This is a genomic window from Micromonospora sp. NPDC049359, from assembly GCF_044466585.1.
Lineage (GTDB): Bacteria > Actinomycetota > Actinomycetes > Mycobacteriales > Micromonosporaceae > Micromonospora.
The window spans coordinates 269,972-289,433 of the sequence record NZ_JBITMW010000004.1 but is presented as its reverse complement, the minus strand read 5'-3'; the positions used below and the strand labels follow the sequence as shown (position 1 = coordinate 289,433).

Sequence of the window (19,462 nt, the reverse complement as noted above, 5' to 3'; positions counted from 1 at the left end):
GAAGCGTCGGCCCCGGATCACCACGTGCGGTGGCGTCGAGCTCCCCGGCCGCGCCGATCGCACGGCCGGCGCGAACGATCGATGGTCGGCCGCTCCTATAGTTCGGGTATCACCCGACCGTCGAGGAGTCGCATGAGCCCGCTCGTCGCGATCGCCGGCAGCGCCCAGGTCAACCGCTCCTACTCGCCGGCCGTACGCGATCCGGAGGCTGCCCCCGCCGCGGCGGCCGAGTTGGGCGCGGAGCTCGCGAGGCAGGGTTGCGGCATCGTCGTGTACTCCAGCGATCCCGACTACCTGGAACGCGATGTCGTACGCGGTTACGTGGGCTCCGGCCGGGCGACGCCCGGGTCGATCCTGGTCCGTGGCCGGTATCAGCAGGACGTGGACTTCGAGGAGGCCCAGCGGTATCCGGAGTTGTTCGCCGTGGTGCCCGAGTCGACGGACGACTGGGAGGTCAGTTTCTACCGGTCGCTGCTGACGGCCGACGCGCTGCTGCTGGTGGGCGGCGGACGCTCCACGTTCATCGCCGGGCTCATCGGCCTGTCCCGTCGTATCCCGGTCGCTGCGGTCGCGGCGTTCGGCGGTGGCGCGGAGAAGACGTGGCAGCGGCTCAACAACGAGCGGGGCGTCGCCAGCGAGGAGGAGGTGGCGTTGCTGGCCCGACCCTGGCAGTTGGCGGCGGCCGGCCAGATCGTCACCGCGCTCCGCGCCCAGGTGCGGCGCCGCGCGGAGGAGGAACGCGCTGCGGGCGCCGCTGGTCGGCGTACGGTGGTGGGCCTGGTGACCGCGCTGGTCCTGCTGCTGCTCGCCCTGGCGACGATCCCGTTGGCGTACGCCGCGCCGGCCGGTGGGTGGCAGAACGTGGCGGTCCTGGTGGCCGCGCCGATGATCGCGTCGGTGTGGGGCGCGATCGTGCGCAACGCGTACGACGGCAACGGCAACTGGCTGCGGGCGGCGGCGTTGGGGTCGGCGGCCGGTGTCATCGCCTTCCTGCTGTTCGTGGCGGCGCAGCTCTCCACCAACCCGGGCCTGCTCGACGGTGACGCGGCGCGGAGGTTGGTCTTCTTCGTGCTGGCCATCGGGTTCATCGGCGGGTTCACCTCCGAGGTCGTCTACGCCAAGCTGCGCGATCAGGACGTGACGCAGACACCGGTCCTGCCGCCCGGCGGCCCGCGGTGAGTCGGGCGGTGGAGGAGTCCAACCGGGCGATGCTGCGCGCCCGCGACGCGATGGACCGGTCGTACGCGGAACCGCTGGACATCCCGGCGCTGGCCCGGATCGCGTACGTCTCCGAGGCGCACTTCATCCGGACGTTCCGGGCGACCTTCGGCGAGACGCCGCACCGCTACCTGCAACGTCGCCGGGTGGAGCGGGCCATGACGCTGTTGGTGGAGACCGACCGGGACGTGACGGACATCTGCTACGCGGTCGGCTTCGGCAGTCTGGGCACGTTCAGTCGGACGTTCCGGCAGATCGTCGGTGAGTCGCCCTCGGAGTTCCGGCGTCGCCGCGTCGCCGCCGGCAACGTGCCGTCCTGCTTCACGAAGGCCTGGACGCGTCCCAGCAGTTTTGGATAAGCAGCAGGTCAGGGGCATCCTCTACGGTCGTTGGTATGACGATGAACGCGATCAGCCGCTCTCAGATCTACGTCCTCGACCAGGACGAGGCGCTTGACTTTTACGTCAACAAGCTCGGCATGGAGGTCAACACCGACCAGGATCTCGGCTTCATGCGCTGGCTGACGGTGAACCTGCCCGGCGACCCGGAGCGCGAGATCCTGCTGGAGAAGCCGGGCCCGCCGGCGCTGGACCCGGCGACCGCCGAGCAGGTACGGGAGCTGCTCAGCAAGGGTGCCCTGGGTGGGTACCTCTTCATGACCACCGACGACGCCCACAAGACCCACGACGATCTCGTGGCGAAGGGCGTCGAGATCATCGACGAGCCGACCGAGCGCCCGTACGGGATCGACTTCGGCATCCGGGACCCGTTCGGCAACAAGATCCGTATCGGCCAGATGTTCCCCCGGGCCTAGTCAGAAGATCAAGAAACCGGAGGGCGCGGGCCGGCACCGCGCCTTCCGGTGTGTTGGGGTGTACGCATGCGAACGCGGCTGCTGTACCTGACCCGACACGGCGAGCAGGACCTCACCGGGCACGCCGACACGGGCTCGACCGAGCCGGACACCGGCCTGTCCGAGCGCGGCCGGCGGCAGGCGGCGCTGCTCGGCGAGCGCCTGCGGGGCCGGCCGTTCGCCGCCGTCCACCACGGGCCGCTGCGCCGGGCCGCGCAGACCGCCGAGGTGGTCGCCGCGGCACTGCCCGGGGTTCCGGTGTACGCCACCGAGTTGGCCGGTGACCACCTCCCGCACGACACGGACCCGACCGGCCTGCCGTCGGCGTACGCCGAGTTCCTGGCCGGATTCTCGGCGGCCGAGCGGGCCGACGGGCCGCGCGTGACGGCGGAGGCCGTGCGGCGCTTCACGGGGCCGGCCGAGGTCGACGAGGCGGCGGCCGTGGGAGAGCCGGTCCGCGAGCTGGTGGTGACGCACACCTTCCTGATCGCCTGGCTGGTCCGGCACGCCCTCGAGGCACCTGAGCGGCGGTGGCTGGGCTTGAACCACCACAACGCCGGGTTGACCGTCATCCGGTACGGCCCGGCCGGGCCACCGAACCTGATCGCCGTCAACGACGTGGCGCACCTGCCGGCCGAGCTGCGCGGCACCGGTCTTCCCCCGGACTACCTCGTGTGACCCGCCGTCAGGCGGTGACCCGCAGCAGCAACTCGACAAGTGCCCGGGTGGCGGGCGGCGGCGCGGGATCCGCGGGGCAGTCGACGTACCCGGTCTCGACGGTCCCGACGGTGACGCGGTAGCTGAACGCGTCGGCGCAGCTCGACGTGGTGGCCGTGCGACGGGCCTCGGCGCTCAGCCGTGGGTCGGCGGCCAGTCCGTGCAGCTGGCCCAGGTCGGCGGTGCCGAGCTTGCCGGTACGACGGCCGCCGGCCCGGTCGACCACGGTCCACCGCCCGTCCGGCTCGACGGTGATGTTGTCGCCGCGCCCGGCGAAACCACCGGAGCGGAACAGCGCGACCCGAGCCCGGTCGTCCGCTCTCGGGCCGCTCGGGGCGGGGCCGCTCGGGACGGCCCCGCTCGGGGCGGGGCCGCTCGGGACGGCCCCGCTCGGGACGGCCCCGCTCGGGACGAGGCCGCTCGGCGCGGGGATGTTCGTGAGGTCCGGGCCTGCGGTCGCGCCGGTCACCGGGGGCAGGTCGGTGGGGTCGGCGGCCCGGTCGGTGCCGGTGCAGCCGGCCAGCAGGGCGGCCAGGAGCGCGATCGTGACGCCGGTCGTGGAGGCGGGTCTCATGTCCGTCGGACGCGCCGATGCCCGCGTTGGTTCCCTTGTCAAGGCCCTCATCCGTTCGGCCAATCTCAATGTCTGGGAGCGGTCCAAGGCTTCTCTTTTCTTCTACACATAGCTATATCTACATGCGTGACTACCCCCGTCACACCCTTTCTCCTTCCAGGAGGGCACGTGAAACGACCCCTCGCGGCCGTCAGCGCAGCGCTGCTCACCAGCGGCCTGTTGACCTGCGTCGCCACCGCGGCGCACGCTGCCGCACCTCCCGCTCCCGCGCCGGACGCCTCCGCCGCGGCCCGAGCGGCGACCGTCCTGCAAACGAACCCCGGCGCGGTCCAGGGTTCCAGCGCCGAGTCCTACCAGGTGCAGAGCACCCGGGTGGACGCCTCCGGCGCGGCGCACACCCGCTACACCCGCACCTACCAGGGACTGCGGGTGTACGGCGGTGACTTCGTCATCCACACCGCGCCGAACGGCACCTACGCCGGCAGTTCGGTCGGACTCGCCGCACCGCTGACCCTCCTCACCACGGCCAAGGTCAGCGCCGACACGGCGAAGAAGACGGCCCGCGCCGGGTTCACCGGCAAGGCCGAGAACGTGGGCGCACCGGAACTGTTCGTCGACGCCAGCTCGGGCGTGGGCCGGCTGGCCTGGGAGACGGTGGTCAGTGGCTGGCAGCCGGACGGGCAGACGCCGTCGCGGCTGCACGTCGTCACCGACGCGACCTCCGGCGCGACCGTCGGATCGTACGACGAGATCGAATCGGTCACCGGCAGCGGCCAGGGCATCTACACCGGCACGGTCAGCATCGACACGACGCTCTCCGGCAGCACGTACCAGATGATCGACCCGGTGCGCGGCAACGGCCGTACCTGCGACATGAACAACGGCACGTCGTCCTGCACCACGTTCACCGACGCCGACAACGCGTGGGGCACCGGCGCCAACTCGAATCGGCAGTCGGCCGGAGTGGACGCGCACTTCGGCGCCGCCAAGACGTTCGACTACTTCAAGAACGTGCACGGCCGTAACGGCATCTTCGGCAACGGCAGTGGTGTGCCGAGCCGGGTCCACTACGGCAACAACTACGTCAACGCCTTCTGGGACGGCGCCCAGATGACCTACGGCGACGGCTCGGGCAACTCCCGCCCGCTGGTCGCGCTGGACGTGGCCGGGCACGAGATGAGCCACGGCGTCACCGAGGCGCTGGCCGGGCTGGTCTACTCCGGCGAGTCCGGTGGCCTGAACGAGTCCACCAGCGACATCTTCGGCAATATGGTGGAGTTCTACGCCGCCGCGCCGAGCGACCCGGGTGACTACCAGGTCGGTGAGAAGATCAACATCAACGGCAACAACACGCCGCTGCGCTACATGTACAACCCGTCGCTGGACGGCGCGTCCGACTCCTGCTGGTCCACCAGCACGAAGAACAAGGACGTGCACTACTCCTCCGGCGTCGGCAACCACTTCTACTTCAACCTCGCCGAGGGCACCGGCTCCACCTCGTACGGCACCTCGCCGGTCTGCGGCTCCGCCCCGGCGGTGACCGGCATCGGCCGTACCAAGGCGGAGAAGATCTGGTACCGGGCGCTGGACGTCTACTTCACCTCCAACACGTCGTACGTCAACACCAGCAACCCGGCGAACACCGCCCGCGCCTACAGCCTGCGGGCGGCCACCGACCTGTACGGCAGCTGCTCGACCGAGTACAAGGCCGTGCAGGCCGCCTGGACGGCGGTCAACGTCGCCGGCAACGACGCCACCTGCTCCACCGGCAACGACTTCTCCGTGTCGCTGTCGCCGACCGCCGGCTCGGTGAACCCGGGCAGCGCGGTCTCCACCACCGTCTCGACCGCCACCACGAGCGGCTCGGCGCAGACCGTGACGTTCTCCGCGTCCGGCCTGCCCAGTGGCGCGAGCGCCGCGTTCAGCCCCGCCTCGGTGACCTCGGGCGGCTCGTCCACCCTCACCATCAGCACCTCGTCCGGCACCTCGCCGGGCACCTACTCGGTCACCGTGAACGGGGCGGGGTCGGTCACCCGCAGCGCCACCTACACGTTGACCGTGAACGGCTCCGGCGGCGGCTGCACCTCGCCCGGCCAGAAGCTGGCCAACCCGGGCTTCGAGTCCGGCTCGACCGGCTGGACGGCCAGCTCCGGGGTGATCACCAGCTCCAGCGGCCAGGCGGCCCACGGTGGGTCGTACAAGGCCTGGCTGGACGGGTACGGCAGCACCCACACCGACACGCTCGCCCAGTCGGTGGCCCTCCCGGCGGGTTGCTCGTCGTACACGCTGAGCTTCTGGCTGCACATCGACTCGGCCGAGACCACCACCAGCACCGCGTACGACAAGCTCAACGTGCAGGTGCTCAACTCGGGCGGGACGGTGCTGGCCACGCTGGCGACCTACTCCAACCTGAACAAGGCCTCCGGCTACAGCCAGAAGTCCTTCTCCCTGGCCGGGTACGCCGGCCAGACCGTCACCCTGAAGTTCACCGGCACCGAGGACTCCTCGCTCCAGACGTCCTTCGTGGTCGACGACACGGCGGTCAACGTCTCCTGACCTGACCGACACCCGGACCCGGCGGCCACCGCAACGGTGGTCGCCGGGTTCGCGTCCGGGCCGTTCTGGCAATCTTGGGTCGGCTCGGATGGCGTGGGAAGAGGGGGTTTGCGTGTCGGACGCGGAGTTGACTGTCGCGGTGGCCGGACCGGTGGCAACCGTCGTGATCCACAACCCGGCTCGCCGGAACGCGATGACGGCGGCCATGTGGCGGCAGCTCCCCGAACTGCTCGACCGGCTGGAACCCGACCCCGAGGTGCGGGCCCTGGTGCTCACCGGCGCGGGCGACGCCTTCTGCGCGGGCGCGGACCTCGGTGACCTGGCCGAGTTGCTGGACGCCGGTGACACCAGTATCGCGGTCGCCGCCGAGGAGCGGCTGGCAAGCTTCGCCAAGCCGACGATCGCGGCGATCCGGGGCGCCTGCGTCGGGGGTGGCGCGCAGCTCGCGGTCGCCTGTGACCTGCGGATCGCCTCGGACGACGCCCGATTCGGCGTACCTCCGGCCCGCCTCGGGCTGGTCTACCCGGCCCCGACGACACGCCGGCTGGCGCGGCTGGTCGGCCCGTCGGCGGCGAAGCACCTGCTCTTCACCGCCGAGTTGATCGACGCCGAGCGGGCCCTGCGGATCGGCCTGGTCGACGAGGTGCTGCCGGGCGACCGCCTCGCCGAGCGGCTGGACGACCTCACCACGACGATCGCCCAACGGTCACCGCTGAGCGTCACCGCCGCCAAGGAGATCGTCGACGACCGCGCCGGGCCGGCCCGGATCGCCTGGTGGCACCGGAAGGTCGCGGACAGCGGCGTGGCCCGCGAGGGCGTGGCGGCCATGGCCGAGCGCCGGGCTCCCCGCTTCGCCTGGCGAGCGCCGACCGAGCGCTGAAGCTCGCGGCCTGATCCACTCGGTTTCCAGGAAGGCGGGGTGTCCCGTGCGCTGGGACACGCCGATGTCATGCAACCCGAGTCGATCTCCCACCCATTGCGAAACCTCGATCCCGGGTGGTGCCGAACGTGAGTCGTACGGCAGTCTGTCGGTCGTGCAGCGTGATCAGTTGCTTGCGGGCCGCTACCGGCTCCTGGAGCGTCTCGGCAGCGGCGGCATGTCGGCGGTCTACCGGGCGTACGACGAGGTGCTCGAACGGGACGTGGCGGTGAAGGTGCTCGTCGCCTCGGACCCCAACGCCCGGCAGCGGATCCGGGCCGAGGCCAAGGCGGCGGCCCGGTTGTCGCACCCGCACGTCACCAACGTCTACGACTTCGGCGAGTCGCGTCTCGACGGGGTTCAGGTGCCGTTCGTGGTGCTGGAACTGCTCAACGGCGACACCCTCGAAAGCCGGCTGGTCGCCGGGCCGTTGCCACCCCGCGCCGCGCTGCGGGTCTGCGCCGAGGTGGCGTCGGCCATCTCGGCGGCGCACGGCCAGGGGTTGGTGCACCGGGACGTGAAGCCGGGCAACGTGATGCTCACCCCCACCGGCGCGAAGGTGCTCGACTTCGGTATCGCGGCGGCCGCCGGTGATTCCGAGATCGACTTCGACGGCCGGCTGCTCGGTACGCCCGCGTACCTCGCGCCGGAGCGGCTGGCGGCCGGCGAGGTCCTGCCGGCCTCCGACGTGTACGCGCTCGGCCTGCTCCTGCACCGGACGCTCACCGGCCGGCTGCCGTGGGCGGCCGAGACGCAGACCGGGATGCTCCGCGCCCACGTGCACGTCGATCCGGACCCGCTACCCGAGATCGACCGGGTGCCCGCCGAGATCCACCGGCTCTACCACTGGTGTCTCGCCCGCAACCCCGACGACCGTCCCCCGGCAGCCGAGGTGGCCCGCATCCTGCTCACCGTCGTCTCCGGGCTGGCCGGCGGAAACGCCGCCTCCGGGCTGGCCGCCGCCTCCGGGCTGGCCGCCGCCTCCGGGTCGAGCGCCGCTTCCGGGCTGGCCGCCGCTTCCGGATCGGCCGCTGATTCCGGGTCGAGCGCCGCGAACAGGTCGAGCGCCGCGAACAGGTCGAGCGCCGCGAACAGGTCGAGCGCCGCGAACAGGTCGAGCGCCGCGAACAGGTCGAGCGCCGCGGACCGGTCGAGCGCCGCGGACCGGTCGAGCGCCGCGAACAGATCGGCCGCCGCGGACCGGGCGGTCGCCGCTGGCTCGCCCGCTGCCCACCCGGCCAAGGATGGTGACGCCGGGCCGAACGAGGCGCGCAAGGCCGCAGCGGGTGGGGACGCGGAGGCGGCCGATGGCGTGAACCGGGCTGCTTCCGAAGCGCCCCGGCGACAGGCCTGGCGTCGCCGACGGGTGGCGCTGGTGGTCGGCGGCGCGGTGATCGCAGCGGTGGCGGTGGCCGGGTCGCTCGGCGACTACGGCGCGCGACGGCACGACGGAACCACCCCACGAACCGGGATCGGCACGGGTGGCACCACCACGGTCGGCCTGCCGGAGACCGTCGCGCAGCCCGAACCGTCCACTGTGCGTGCGCCCGCCGAACCGTCGGCCGGCCCCACGTCGGCCGCTCCCCGCCCCGGCCCCGCAGTGGGGCCAGGCCGGCCGTCGGCCCCGGGTCAGCCGCCGCCGACCGTCGCACCGACGGTCACGCCCACGGGCGCGTCTCCGCCCGCCGAATCCCCGGGGCTCCCGGTGCGCGCCCAGGGCGGGACGGTCACCGTCCGCTGTGTCGGGGGATTGGCCGAACTGCTCACGGTCACCCCCGCGTCGGGTTACCAGGTGCCGCCGTACGACGCGGGGCCGGCGAAGCAGGTCACGGTCGAGCTGACCGCACCCGAGCACAGCAGCGAGATCCGGGTGCACTGCGCCGCCGGGCGGCCGAAGGCGAAGGTCACCGAGCGCGCCGCGTGACCGGGGCCGACGGGTGCCGCGCCGGAGGCGTACTCCCGGGCGCGGCCCCCCGTTCCCGCCGGCCGGTCGGTCACCGCCGGGCCAGCGATGCCCAGCCGGGGTTCACCGGCTCGCGGCGTAGCGGCATGCCCGCCTCCGCCGGGGCCCGGTCACCCTTGCGCTGGTTGCAGCCGTAGCAGGCGGCGGTGGTGTTTCGCCACGTGTTCCGGCCACCCCGGGAACGCGGCAGGATGTGGTCGATGGTCGACGCCGGGCCATCGCAGTACGCGCAGCAGTGGTCGTCGCGGCGTAGCACCCCGGCCCGGGACCAGGCCGGCCCGGAGTTGAACCGCCACCGGGTGACCACGTAACGGACCAGCCGCACCACCCGGGGCAGCGGGAAGACGCCGATCAGCCGATCGGGCTCCGCCTCGTGGATCTCGGCCACCCGTCGGCAGAGCATCCGGACGGCGTGCTGGACGGTGACCCGGTGCAACGGGCCGAGGTCGGCGTTGACGACGAGGACGGCATCCACCGGGACTCCTTTCTACAGTGGCGGCGGACAGCGAAGAGCCGCCCGGTCCGGCGTTCGGACGGGCGGCTCAGCACGTACGGGTACGCGTCAGTCGGGCCGGCCCGCCCGGGGGTGTTCCGCCGGCCAACCGCCGCAGGACAGCAGTGACGACAGCACGGTGGTGGCGTGCGACCTCGTCATGACCTGCTCCCGCTGTGGTGGCTGACCTTGCGCGATCACGGTAGGTCCGCACGGGAGAGGGGGGCAACGTATTTCGATCGGCCACCCGGCTCCTCGGGAGCGCGCTGGCGCCGGGTGCGAGGAGCGCTCCCCGCCGTGCGGCGGGCGTTCGTCAGCGGTTTGTCCAGCCGCAGTGCCATCCGCGCGGTGAGTTCGCTGTCCAGCAGCGGCCGGTTGACCTCGCCGGCGACCGCCAGCGCGGGTCCCGAGACGGAGCGCCAGATGGCGGCCAGCCCGGCGCCCAGACCGAGCAGGGCCACGGCGGCCCGGGTGGTCGGCGAGCCGGCCGCCGCTGCCGCGCTCACGCCGACCAGCGCGAAGAGCACCACCAGCAGCGGCACCAGCACCGGCCAGAAGATGCCCCGGGCGGCCTGGGCGACCAGCCGGCGGTCCCGGATGATCAGGTTCCGGGCGACCACCGCGTAGTCCTCCTCGTCGAGCAGGTCACGCGGGTGCAGGCCGCCGGTGAGCACGCCGCGCCACAGGTCGCCCTGGTTGCGCAGTTCGCGGCTCAGTTCGGCGGGCTCCGGTTCGGTCGGGTCACCCCGGCCGGCCCGTTCCACGGCCACCGCCCAGGCGGCCAGCGAGCGGCGCACCACCGCGGCCGAGTACGGCGGCAGCACGCTGGCCAACTCGTCCAACCACCGGCTGATCTGGACTTGTCGGCCGTCGAAGCGGCGCAGGAGTTGGGCGGCGTCGCCGGGCCGGACCGTGTCGGCCAGGGACCGGCCCAGCCGGTAGGCCAGTCCGACCCGGAGGTTGGTGGCCATCGCCCAGCGCAGCACGTCCACGTTGAGGTCGTCGAGGGCGAGCAGCAGCGGCTCGGTGTCGACCAGGTCCGGCCGCTCCAGATCGGGTAGGCGGTCCAGGTCGGGCAGCCGCGTGCGGGCGGCGGACGTGTCGGGCAGCGACCCGGTGTGCCGGGTGAGCGCCGAGATCTGGGCCAGCGCGACGTCGACGCCGTCGAGGTACATCCGCATCCGGCGGGGGAGTGACATCTCGGTCAGGTTGGAGAGCTTGGCCGGTGGGTGGATCGGCGTGGTCGGCCCCGGTTCGGCGTGTTGCCCGTGGTGGTAGGCGTCCGCCATCCACCAGCCCAGCCGCAGGGCGGTGACGACACAGGCGCGCTCGTCACGGATGAGTGGGTACGCATCGTCGCGGACGGCCTCCTCGGCCGGCCGGCCGTCCGCTGCGCCGGCGCGGTGCAGTGGTGACATCGCCGCTGCCCTCCCGCCCGGTCGATCGACGGATGATCAATCGAGCGTACGGCAGCGTACCGTCGCTTATGTCGCTTTTGATCGTTTTGGGGCTGCTCGCCCGGCCAGCAGGCCGCGCGGGCGGACCGAGCGCACCGGCTCGGTCGCGGCACCCTGTGCCCGCAGGATGTGGTTCGCCGCGATGATCCCGGTGGCCGCCGAACGTTCCATCAGCGCGCTCGGAAAGTTCGTCGCGATCCCGTCGCCGGCCAGGTAGACACCCGCGGCCTCGGTGCGGACCCCCGGACGCCAGGCGTGGCTGCCCGGCGTGAACGCCGGGGCCTGCGCCTCCACCCGGGCGCGCAGTTCCCGGACCCGCAGGTCAGCGGCCTCCGGCCAGAGCGTCACCAGCTCGCGGCGCATCCGTTCGGCCAACTCGTCGGCCGGCACGCCGGGCGCACAGGCGTACGCGTGCAGCTCCACGACCGAACCGCCGGTGCGGTGCGCCCAGCGCCGCGACTCGTTCTCCAACCGGTGGTACAGCGTCACCGAGTCCAGAGTGGGCTGCCGGGACACCCCGCTGAACACCGCCCGGTCGGCGGCGACGTCGCCGTCGCACCAGTACCGCGCCACCGCGTACGGCGGGCCGGGCCGGCCGAAGCGGGGCATCCGTGCCGCCAACTCCGGTGCCCGCGCGACCAGGTCGGGGGAGGCCGCCACCAGCGCGGCGAGCGCGGGCGGATCGACGGCCAGCACCACGTGCTCCGCCCGGTGGTCGCCGCCGTCGGTGGTCGTCACCCGCCAGCCGGCACCGTCACGGTGCACCCCCGTCGCGCCGGAGCGGGTGAGCACCCGACCGCCGTGCTTCTCCACGTGCCGGGTCAGCGGCTGCCAGATCGCCGTCGCATAGTCCTCGTCCGGGCAGTCGAAGGCCAGCCCCTCCGGATTGCCCAGCAGGTAGAAGTGGAACTGGGCGACCATCTCGGCCGCCGACATCTCCGCCTCGTGGTTGAAGAACGAGTGGGAGAAGACCTCGAACAGCATCGCCCGCGCCCGGTCCGGCAGCCGCAGCGACGCCAGCAACTCGTCGGCCGTGGTGTCGTCCAGTTCGGCGTAGGTGCGGACCGGATCGTAGGTGAGCAGCGGCAACGCCGCGTCCCGGTCCATCGACCGCAGGTCCGCCAGGCGCAGGCTGGGACTGCGCAGCAGCAGCGCGAGCAGGTTCGCCGGAGGCGCGGGGGGCAGCCGGCCGAACTCCTCGGTCGGCCACTGCGCGCTCAGGATCGGATAGCCCGGGATCGGTTTGAGAAAGCCCAGGCCGGGCTCGACGCGCCGGAGGATGGACCGCCAGTTGTAGTACTGCCGGAAAAACGCGTGGAAGCCGTGCTCGTTCTGCTGCTCCCCGTCGGGCAGGGCCTCCGGCCAGGCGCCCAGCCGTCCACCGATGGTCGGCGCGGCCTCCAGCACGGTCACGTCCACGCCGCGTTCGGCGAGCACCACGGCCGCCGACATGCCGGCGATGCCCGCGCCGACCACGACCGCCGCGACCGGTCGCGGCACGCGGGCGGCGCCACCGCCGCCGGGGTCCACCTCATGCTGGCGTACGCCGATGAGCCGACCCACCACACGCGACAGCGCCATGGGCACCTCCCTCGTCTGCCGCCAGTCTCCTATGCCAGGCAGCGCCGCGCCCGGTCGGACGCGGGCCAGACGTACTCCAGGTCGTCGGGCGTGTCGGTGCCGAAGATCGGGGCGTAGTGCGTCGGGTCCTTGCGCAGCAGCGAGGAGCGGTGGCTCAGGTGCAGGTCGTCACGGCCGAGCCAGGGTGGCAGGTCACCGGCGCGGGCCAGCTCGTCCTGGGTGCGTACGACACCCGCCCCGCAGGCGGCGGCGAGGTCGACGGTCAGCGTGGAGGCGCAGGTGTCCGCCCGGCCCGGCTCGGTCCACACGGCGCACATGTCCAGCCCGTACCGGGTCAGCGCCTCCTCGTACCCGGCCCACATCTTCACGGCCGGGTGGTTGCGCCACCCGTACCCCGGCCAGGTGAGCCCGCGCAACACCTGGATGGCCTCCACCCGCTGCTTGCCCAGCCGCTTCTGGTCCAGCGCGCGGGCGCTGGCCAGAAAGTCCGGGTACGGGAGGAAGGTCTGCATGGCAGGTGCTCTACCCACGGCCCGGGTCGGCATGCCTGCCCGGGACGATCCGGGTGGGGTCGCCCAGGGTGATCGTGCTGGTTACGATCCGGGCATGGCGGAGCCGTGGCGGGACCGGGCGCGACGGGCGGTCGAGTGGAACTGGCGGCTCCGCTCCGCCGGTGACCCGCGTCCGCACTACGTGATCTGTGGCCGGGACGCCCTGGCCTACTACGTGGCCCGCGCGCTGCTCGAATCCGACCTGCCCGTGGGCGGCGCACGGGTCACCGTCGTGGTGCCGGAGCGCTACCGCAGCACCGGTCCCGACGTGGCGAGCCTGCGCGGCGTCCGCGTGATCCGCTCGGAACGCCTGGACGTGGCGACCTTCGAGGCCGCCGGCCTGGCCGGTGCGACCGGGTTGGCCCTGCTGCACCAGGACGACGTGGGCAACCTGCACGCCGCGCTCTGTGCCCAGGCCGTCGACCAGCGCGTCCGGCAGGTGCTGCGGATGTTCAACGGCACCCTGGCCGACGGCGTCCGCAAGCTGATCAGGGCGCCCGTCGAGGTGCTCTCCGACGCCGAGATGGCCGCCCCGGCGTTCGTGGCCGCCGCGCTCGGCGAGGTCGATCCCAGCTCCTTCCAACACCGGGACAAGACGTTGCGGGTGGCGCGGCGTGCCGACGTCCGGACGCAGGACGTGGTGTGCGCGCTGGCCCGCCCCGACGGGCGGCAGGGGATGGAGTTGCTGCCGGCCGAGCAGGCCGGCGCGGACCTGGTGCTCGCCGAGGCGACCGGTCTGCCGCCGGGCACCGAGGTCGCCGCGCGCCGGTTGGTCCGGGCCCGGCGGCGACGCCGGCCGGTCACGATGCTGGTGCGGGCCGTACGCGGCTTCGCCACCCGCAAGATCGGCATCGCGGTGATGCTGGTGCTCGCCGTGATCGCGGTGCTGGGCGCGCTGATCTCCCGCACCGAGGGCGTTTCTCCGCTGGAGGCGCTGTACCTGACGCTGGTCACCACCCTCAGCGGCGCCGATCCGGACACCGGCAAGGCCGCCGATGCGCAGATCATGCAGGTGGTGCTCAACCTGGCCGGGCTCGCGCTGATCCCGTTGATCACCGCCGTCGTCGTGGACGGCATCGTCAACGCCCGTCTCGCCCTGCACACCGGTCTGCTGCAACCGGCCCGCGCCGGGCACGTCGTGGTGATCGGCCTCGGTAACGTCGGCACGCGGGTGATGGCCCAACTGCGCGAGTACGACGTCGAGGTCGTGGCGATCGACAAGGACCCGGCGCCACGTGGCGCGGCCCTGGCCCGCCAGTTGGAGGTGCCACTGGTCGTCGGCGACGCCGCGCTGCCCGAGACCCTGGCCGCCGCATCGGTGGCGGACTGTCAGGCGCTGGTGGTGGCGTCCACCGACGACGTCGCCAACCTGGAGGCGGCGCTGGCCGCCCGCGACCTCCGCGACGACCTGCGGGTGGTGCTGCGGCTCTTCGACGGTGACTTCGCCGAGCGGGTGGAGGAGACCTTCGCGCTCGGGGTGTCCCGATCGGTCTCCTACCTGGCCGCCCCGGCCTTCATCGGCGCGCTCACCGAACGCGCGGTCATCACCACCATTCCGGTCGACCGGCACGCGCTGCCGGTCGCCGAGGTGCCGGTCGCCGCCGGCTCCGAGCTGGACGGCCGGCCGCTGGACACCGTCAACCGGGACGGGCAGGTCCGGCTGATCGCCCGGACCCCGGCCGGCGCGGCGAAGACGATCTGGTGGAAGGACCTCGACCCCCGCCAGGTGATCTTCGCGGGCGACCGGCTCACCGTGGTCGCCCGCCGACGTGGCCTGGACTGGCTGACCCGGCAGTGCGCCCCGCCCGCGACGACCAGCCCGGTGCCGCGCGCGACGGACCTCTCAGCGATTCCGCTGCCGCAGGCCGTGCCACACCGCCCCGGCGGCGAGTACGCCGACGCCGGCGAGGACGCTGCCCAGCGGCAGGTTGAGCGCGAGCAGCAGGCAGCCGACCAGCCCGAGCCCGGCGAGCACCTGCACCGGTAGCCGTCGCCCCCGGTCCCGGCCCAACGTGAGCGCCGCCGCGTTGGTGATCGCGTAGTAGACCAGCACCGTGCAGCTGGAGAAGCCGATCGCCTGCCGTACGTCGCCGAGCAGCACCACCACGATCACCACGGCGGCCACCGCCACCTCGGCGCGGTGCGGTACCCGGCGCACGGGGTGCACGGCGGCCAGCGCGCCGGGCAGGTCGTGGCGGCGGGCCATCGCGAGCGTGGTCCGGCCCACCCCGGCGACCAGGGAGAGCAGCACCCCGACGACGGCGATGGTCGCCCCGGCCCGGACCACCCAGGCCAGGTCGGGCAGCCCGGCGGCGGTCACCACGTCGACCAGGGGCGCGGCGGACCCGGCCAGCCGGTCGGCGCCCAGCACGCCGAGCGTGATCACGGCCAGGAGCAGGTAGATCGCCAGCACCGCCCCCAGCGCCAGTGGCACCGCCCGGGGGATGGTCCGCTCCGGGTCGCGCACCTCCTCGCCGAGCGTGGCGATCCGCGCGTACCCGGCGAAGGCGAAGAACAGCAGCCCGGCGGCGGTGAGCACACCTCGCGCGGAGCCGCCGGTATCGGTCAGCCGGTCCAGGTGCACCGGCCCGCCCACCAGGCCGACGGCCGCGACGAGGGTCAGCACGGCGAGCACCAGCGCGACGAGCGCCTTCGTGGCGGTGGCCGTCTTACCGATGCCGCGCAGGTTGACGGCGGTCACCGCGACGACCGCTCCGACGGCGACCAGCCGGGTCTGCCCTGGCCACAGGTACGCCCCGATGGTCAGCGCCATCGCCGCGCAGCTCGCCGTCTTGCCGACCACGAACCCCCAACCCGCCACGAATCCCGCCAGCGGGCCGAGGCGTTCCCGGCCGTAGACGTAGGTGCCGCCGGACTCCGGGTAACGGGCCGCCAGCCGCGCGGAGCTGGTCGCGTTGCAGAAGGCGACGAAACCGGCGAGCAGCAGCGCGGGGAGCAGGCCGGCGCCGCCGGCCGCCGCCGCGGCCGGGGCGAAGACCACGAAGACGCCCGCGCCGAGCATCGAGCCCAACCCGATGACAACCGCATCGGGTACGCCCAGCCGCCGCGCCAGTCGATCCACGAGCCGAAACCCTAGGGGTACGACGTGAACGGGCGGTCCCACTCACGTAACCGGCCGGGGAGCGGCAGATCGTCCCACGGCACCCGGTGCAGCAGCCGGTCCAGGAAGAGGCCGAGCAGCAGTGCCGCGACGCCGTCGGTGAGCCAGTGGAAGTTCAGGTATGTCGTGGTGACCAGCAGGATCGCCGGGGGTGCGAAACGGATCAGGCGGTACCCGCTCGGGTGCAGTCGCCCGGCCGTCAGCGCGGTCAGCAGCACGGCGATCACCCCGTACCAGACGATCGCGTTGGCGACGTGCCCCGACGGATAGGAGAGGTCGTACTCGGTGGGCGGCAGGTCGTTGAAGATCCGGACGGACTCACCCGGCGGCAGATCCGAGCTGGGCGCTGCCCGATCGGTCAGGATCTTGAGCGGGCCGACCGTCAGGTACAGCAGCACGAACGCCGCCGCCAGCAGCAGCAGTGGCCGAACCGTGCGGGAACGCCACGCGACCGCCAGCCCGAGCGCCCCGGCGATCGGCATCAGCAGCCAGCCGCCCTGCCCGAGGAAGTTCAACACCCGCGCCGTCCAGTAGATCGGCGCCGGATGGTGGGCGTAGGCCCATTCGCGGACCGCGAGGTCCAGCCCGAGCAGCGCCCCGTTGGCCAGCGCCAGGGTCACCGCCCCGAAACCGGCCAGCAGCAGGGCGTCGAACCACCAGCCGGCCGGGCGGACGGGCCGAAGCCGCAGGTCACGTCGTACACCCGTGGGTTTGAGCACGCGACCACGCTACCGGCCCGGCGCGAGACCGGGAGGTGCGGCGCTGTGGGCCCAACCACGATGTGCGGCGGATGCGGGGGGTTACCCGTCATGCTTGTCCCCGTGCGGATCACGTCTGCCCTCGTCGACCCGGCGCTGCTCGACCTGCCCTGGTCGACACCGCTGGAAGAGTGGCCTGCCCAGCACCTGGTGGCCCTGCCGCAGGGCATCTCCCGACACATCGTCCGGTTCGTCCGGTTGGGCGACTACGTGTACGCCTTCAAGGAGACCCGCGAGCGGATCGCCGAGCGGGAGTACGACCTGCTGCGCGCGTTGGAGCGGATCGACTTTCCCTCGGTCGAGGCGGTGGCGGTCGTCGCCGACCGGCAGGCCGACGACGGGGAGCCCCTCGAATCGGTGCTGATCACCCGGCACCTCCAGTTCTCCCTGCCGTACCGGGCGCTCTTCTCGCACACCCTGCGGCCGGAGACGATGAGCCGGCTGCTCGACGCGCTCGCGGCGCTGATCGTGCGGATGCACCTGACCGGCTTTTTCTGGGGAGACTGCTCGCTGTCGAACACGCTGTTCCGCCGGGACGCGGGGGCCTTCGCCGCCTACCTGGTCGACGCGGAGACGGGTGCGCTGCACAATTCGCTCTCCAACGGGCAGCGTGGCGAGGACCTGGAGATCGCCCGGGTGAACATCTTCGGCGAGGCGTTGGACCTGCAGGCCGCCGGCCTGCTGCACGAGTCCATCGACCCGGAGCTGGTCTGCGAGGAGGTCGTGCAGCGGTACGAGCGGCTGTGGCACGAGATCACCTACGAGCAGGCGATCGAGCGACAGGCGCGGCACGACATCGAGGGACGGATCCGTCGCCTCAACGACCTGGGGTTCGACGTGGCCGAGGTGGCCATGTCGAGCGCCGCGGACGGGCGTTACCTGGTCCGGCCGAAGGTCGTCGACGCCGGCTACCACACGCGGCGGCTGCTGCGGCTCACCGGTCTGGACGCCGAGGAGAACCAGGCCCGCAAGCTGCTCAACGACCTGGACGCCTACCGCGCGGAGAGCGATCTGACCGACGAGCAGCAGGCGGCGCACCGCTGGCTCACCGAGGTCTTCGAGCCGGTGGTCCGGGCCGTGCCCGCGCACCTGCGGCGCAAGCTTGAGCCGCAGGAGCTGTTCGCGCAGATCATCGAGCACAAGTGGCTGCTCTCCGAGCAGGCCGGCCGGGACGTGGGGATGCGACACGCGGTCCAGTCGTACCTGGCCGACGTGCTGGTGCATCGCCCCGACGAACAGGCCATCCTCGGCGTCGACGTCCCCAGCCTGAGCTGATCGCCAGCGCGCGCGTCCATCGGGGCTGACGTCACGGCCGGTGGGCTGACGTCACGGTCGATGGGCTGACGTCACGGTCGGGCTGCGCCGCGAGAGGTACCAGGCCCCTCCCTCATGCCCTGTCGAGCTGCCCCGGATGTGGGGCGCGATGTGTCGGGTCGAGCTGCCCCGGATGTGGGGTGGGGCGCGTCGGGTCGAGTTGGCTGCTGCTGCCGGGTTCGGTTTCGGTGCCCGCCCGCCCCGTATCTGGGGCAGCTCGACAGGCTCTCCGACAGGCATGCGCAGGCGCTCGCCGGAGGGCACGATCCGCGTCACTCCACCCAGGAACCGCCGCGCAGCACCCGTACCACGTTGAGGTCGTCGTCGAGCACGACCAGGTCGGAGCGGAGACCCACCTGGAGGGCGCCGACGCGGTCACCCAGGCCGATCGCGCGGGCCGGGGTGGTCGCCGCCATCCGGGCGGCGTCGGCCATCGGGATGCCGGCATGCACGGCGTGCCGCAGCGCCGCGTCCATGGTCAGCGTGCTGCCGGCGATCGCGCCGTCGCGGGCGAGCCGGGCCACCCCGTCGGCGACGGTCACCGCCTGCCCGCCCAGCTCGTACTCGCCGTCGGCCATTCCGGCGGCGGCCATCGCGTCGGTGATCAGCGCGGCCCGGTCGGGGCCGGCGGTCGTGGTGGTGAAGGCCAGCATGCCGTCGTGCAGGTGTACGCCGTCGGCGACCAGTTCACAGACCACGGTGGACGCGTCCAGCAGGGCCACCACCGGGCCCGGTTCGCGGTGGTGCACCGGACGCATGCCGTTGAACAGGTGCGTACCCACGCTCGCCCCGGCGGCGATCGCGGCCTGGGTCTGCTCGTAGGTGGCGTCGGTGTGACCCACGGCGGCCACCACGCGCTGCGCGGTGAGCAGCTTGATCGCCTCCAGCGCGCCGTCGCGCTCCGGCGCGAGGGTGACCATCCGGACCGCGCCGTGGCCCAGCTCGATCAGCTCGGACAGCTCCTCGGTGGAAGGGTCCCGGAGGTACTCGGGGTTCTGCGCGCCGCAGCGGGCGGCGGAGAGATAGGGACCCTCGAAGTGGACCCCCGCCAGCACACCCTCGTCGACCAGCGGCGCGAACGCCTCGGTGGCCGAGCGCATCACGGAGAAGGGCGCGCTGACCAGACTGGCCAGCAGCGTGGTGGTGCCGTGTCCCAGGTGGAAGGCGGCCGCGGCGCGGGCCTGGTCGGCGTCCCCTGTGGTGAAGGTGTGGCCCCCGCCGCCGTGCGTGTGCATGTCGACGAAGCCCGGCAGGATCCAGTGCCCGTCGCGGACCGACGGGTACTCGGCCACCGCGGTGATCCGTTCACCGTCCCACTCGACGCAGCCCTGCCGGATGACACCGGTCGGGGTCACCACTCGGCCGTTCACCCGTTCGGTCATCGTTC

The 19,462-nt window shown here is 72.8% G+C and carries 16 protein-coding genes and 1 pseudogene; 9 read left to right on the top strand and 8 right to left on the bottom strand.

From position 1 onward, the window contains the following. The first annotated feature begins 132 nt into the window (after nt 1-132). The 4 genes from ACIBTX_RS12505 to ACIBTX_RS12490 all read left to right on the top strand — a co-directional run bounded on the left by ACIBTX_RS12505 (nt 133) and on the right by ACIBTX_RS12490 (nt 2,749). Nucleotides 133-1,179 carry a hypothetical protein gene (locus ACIBTX_RS12505; protein ID WP_357172511.1) on the top strand — a complete coding sequence of 349 codons (1,047 nt, stop codon included), beginning with the start codon at nt 133-135 and terminating at the stop codon, nt 1,177-1,179. Next, nucleotides 1,176-1,577, top strand: a complete 402-nt coding sequence (locus ACIBTX_RS12500; RefSeq protein ID WP_357128791.1) for an AraC family transcriptional regulator — start codon at nt 1,176-1,178, stop codon at nt 1,575-1,577. The genes ACIBTX_RS12505 and ACIBTX_RS12500 overlap by 4 nt, the downstream gene beginning before the upstream one ends. Nucleotides 1,578-1,612: 35 nt before the next feature. Further along, the gene (locus tag ACIBTX_RS12495) at nt 1,613-2,032 is read left to right on the top strand and encodes a VOC family protein (RefSeq protein WP_357128794.1); all 420 of its coding nucleotides are present in this window, start codon (nt 1,613-1,615) and stop codon (nt 2,030-2,032) included. Nucleotides 2,033-2,098: 66 nt separating this feature from the next. Further along, a complete protein-coding gene (locus tag ACIBTX_RS12490) occupies nt 2,099-2,749 on the top strand; it encodes a histidine phosphatase family protein (protein ID WP_357128797.1) in 651 nt (216 codons plus the stop codon). A 7-nt stretch (nt 2,750-2,756) separates the two neighbouring features. Here the strand turns inward: ACIBTX_RS12490 and ACIBTX_RS12485 are convergent, their stop codons facing one another. Then, the gene (locus tag ACIBTX_RS12485; RefSeq protein ID WP_357172508.1) at nt 2,757-3,362 is read right to left on the bottom strand and encodes a hypothetical protein; all 606 of its coding nucleotides are present in this window, start codon (nt 3,360-3,362) and stop codon (nt 2,757-2,759) included. A gap of 168 nt (nt 3,363-3,530) precedes the next feature. On the opposite strand from ACIBTX_RS12485, the gene ACIBTX_RS12480 reads away from it, so the two are divergent. The 3 genes from ACIBTX_RS12480 (at nt 3,531) to ACIBTX_RS12470 (ending at nt 8,761) form a co-directional block, all read left to right on the top strand. Then, nucleotides 3,531-5,918 (top strand): M4 family metallopeptidase, encoded by a 2,388-nt coding sequence (locus ACIBTX_RS12480; RefSeq protein WP_357172506.1) that lies wholly within the window; start codon nt 3,531-3,533, stop codon nt 5,916-5,918. An 88-nt stretch (nt 5,919-6,006) separates the two neighbouring features. Next, the gene (locus ACIBTX_RS12475; RefSeq protein ID WP_396832458.1) at nt 6,007-6,798 is read left to right on the top strand and encodes an enoyl-CoA hydratase/isomerase family protein; all 792 of its coding nucleotides are present in this window, start codon (nt 6,007-6,009) and stop codon (nt 6,796-6,798) included. A gap of 154 nt (nt 6,799-6,952) precedes the next feature. Continuing rightward, the gene (locus ACIBTX_RS12470) at nt 6,953-8,761 is read left to right on the top strand and encodes a protein kinase (RefSeq protein WP_396832457.1); all 1,809 of its coding nucleotides are present in this window, start codon (nt 6,953-6,955) and stop codon (nt 8,759-8,761) included. 70 nt (nt 8,762-8,831) lie between these two features. Here ACIBTX_RS12470 and ACIBTX_RS12465 read toward each other — a convergent pair whose 3' ends face one another. The 4 genes from ACIBTX_RS12465 to ACIBTX_RS12450 form a co-directional block, all read right to left on the bottom strand. Continuing rightward, nucleotides 8,832-9,275, bottom strand: coding sequence for an HNH endonuclease (locus ACIBTX_RS12465; protein WP_396832456.1), 444 nt, complete (start codon nt 9,273-9,275; stop codon nt 8,832-8,834). A gap of 215 nt (nt 9,276-9,490) precedes the next feature. Beyond that, complete coding sequence (locus ACIBTX_RS12460) at nt 9,491-10,711, bottom strand: hypothetical protein (protein WP_357172497.1); 1,221 nt, start codon at nt 10,709-10,711, stop codon at nt 9,491-9,493. A 66-nt stretch (nt 10,712-10,777) separates the two neighbouring features. Next, entirely contained in the window at nt 10,778-12,331 is a 1,554-nt protein-coding gene (locus tag ACIBTX_RS12455; RefSeq protein ID WP_357128818.1) for an FAD-dependent oxidoreductase, read from the bottom strand. Nucleotides 12,332-12,360: 29 nt separating this feature from the next. Continuing rightward, nucleotides 12,361-12,843, bottom strand: a complete 483-nt coding sequence (locus tag ACIBTX_RS12450; protein WP_357392325.1) for an MSMEG_6728 family protein — start codon at nt 12,841-12,843, stop codon at nt 12,361-12,363. 94 nt (nt 12,844-12,937) lie between these two features. Here ACIBTX_RS12450 and ACIBTX_RS12445 point away from each other — a divergent pair. After that, nucleotides 12,938-14,704, top strand: a pseudogene (locus ACIBTX_RS12445) (potassium channel family protein); the annotation flags it as partial. A gap of 21 nt (nt 14,705-14,725) precedes the next feature. Here ACIBTX_RS12445 and ACIBTX_RS12440 read toward each other — a convergent pair. Together ACIBTX_RS12440 and ACIBTX_RS12435 are read right to left on the bottom strand one after the other, a co-directional pair. Then, complete coding sequence (locus tag ACIBTX_RS12440; RefSeq protein ID WP_396832455.1) at nt 14,726-15,964, bottom strand: APC family permease; 1,239 nt, start codon at nt 15,962-15,964, stop codon at nt 14,726-14,728. A gap of 11 nt (nt 15,965-15,975) precedes the next feature. Beyond that, complete coding sequence (locus ACIBTX_RS12435) at nt 15,976-16,722, bottom strand: phosphatase PAP2 family protein (protein WP_396832454.1); 747 nt, start codon at nt 16,720-16,722, stop codon at nt 15,976-15,978. Between the two features lie 102 nt (nt 16,723-16,824). Here ACIBTX_RS12435 and ACIBTX_RS12430 point away from each other — a divergent pair, with 102 nt between their 5' ends. Continuing rightward, nucleotides 16,825-18,036, top strand: a complete 1,212-nt coding sequence (locus tag ACIBTX_RS12430; protein WP_396832453.1) for a DUF4032 domain-containing protein — start codon at nt 16,825-16,827, stop codon at nt 18,034-18,036. Nucleotides 18,037-18,347: 311 nt separating this feature from the next. Here ACIBTX_RS12430 and nagA read toward each other — a convergent pair whose 3' ends face one another. Continuing rightward, nucleotides 18,348-19,457, bottom strand: a complete 1,110-nt coding sequence (gene nagA, locus ACIBTX_RS12425; protein WP_357128833.1) for an N-acetylglucosamine-6-phosphate deacetylase — start codon at nt 19,455-19,457, stop codon at nt 18,348-18,350. Nucleotides 19,458-19,462: the final 5 nt, after the last annotated feature.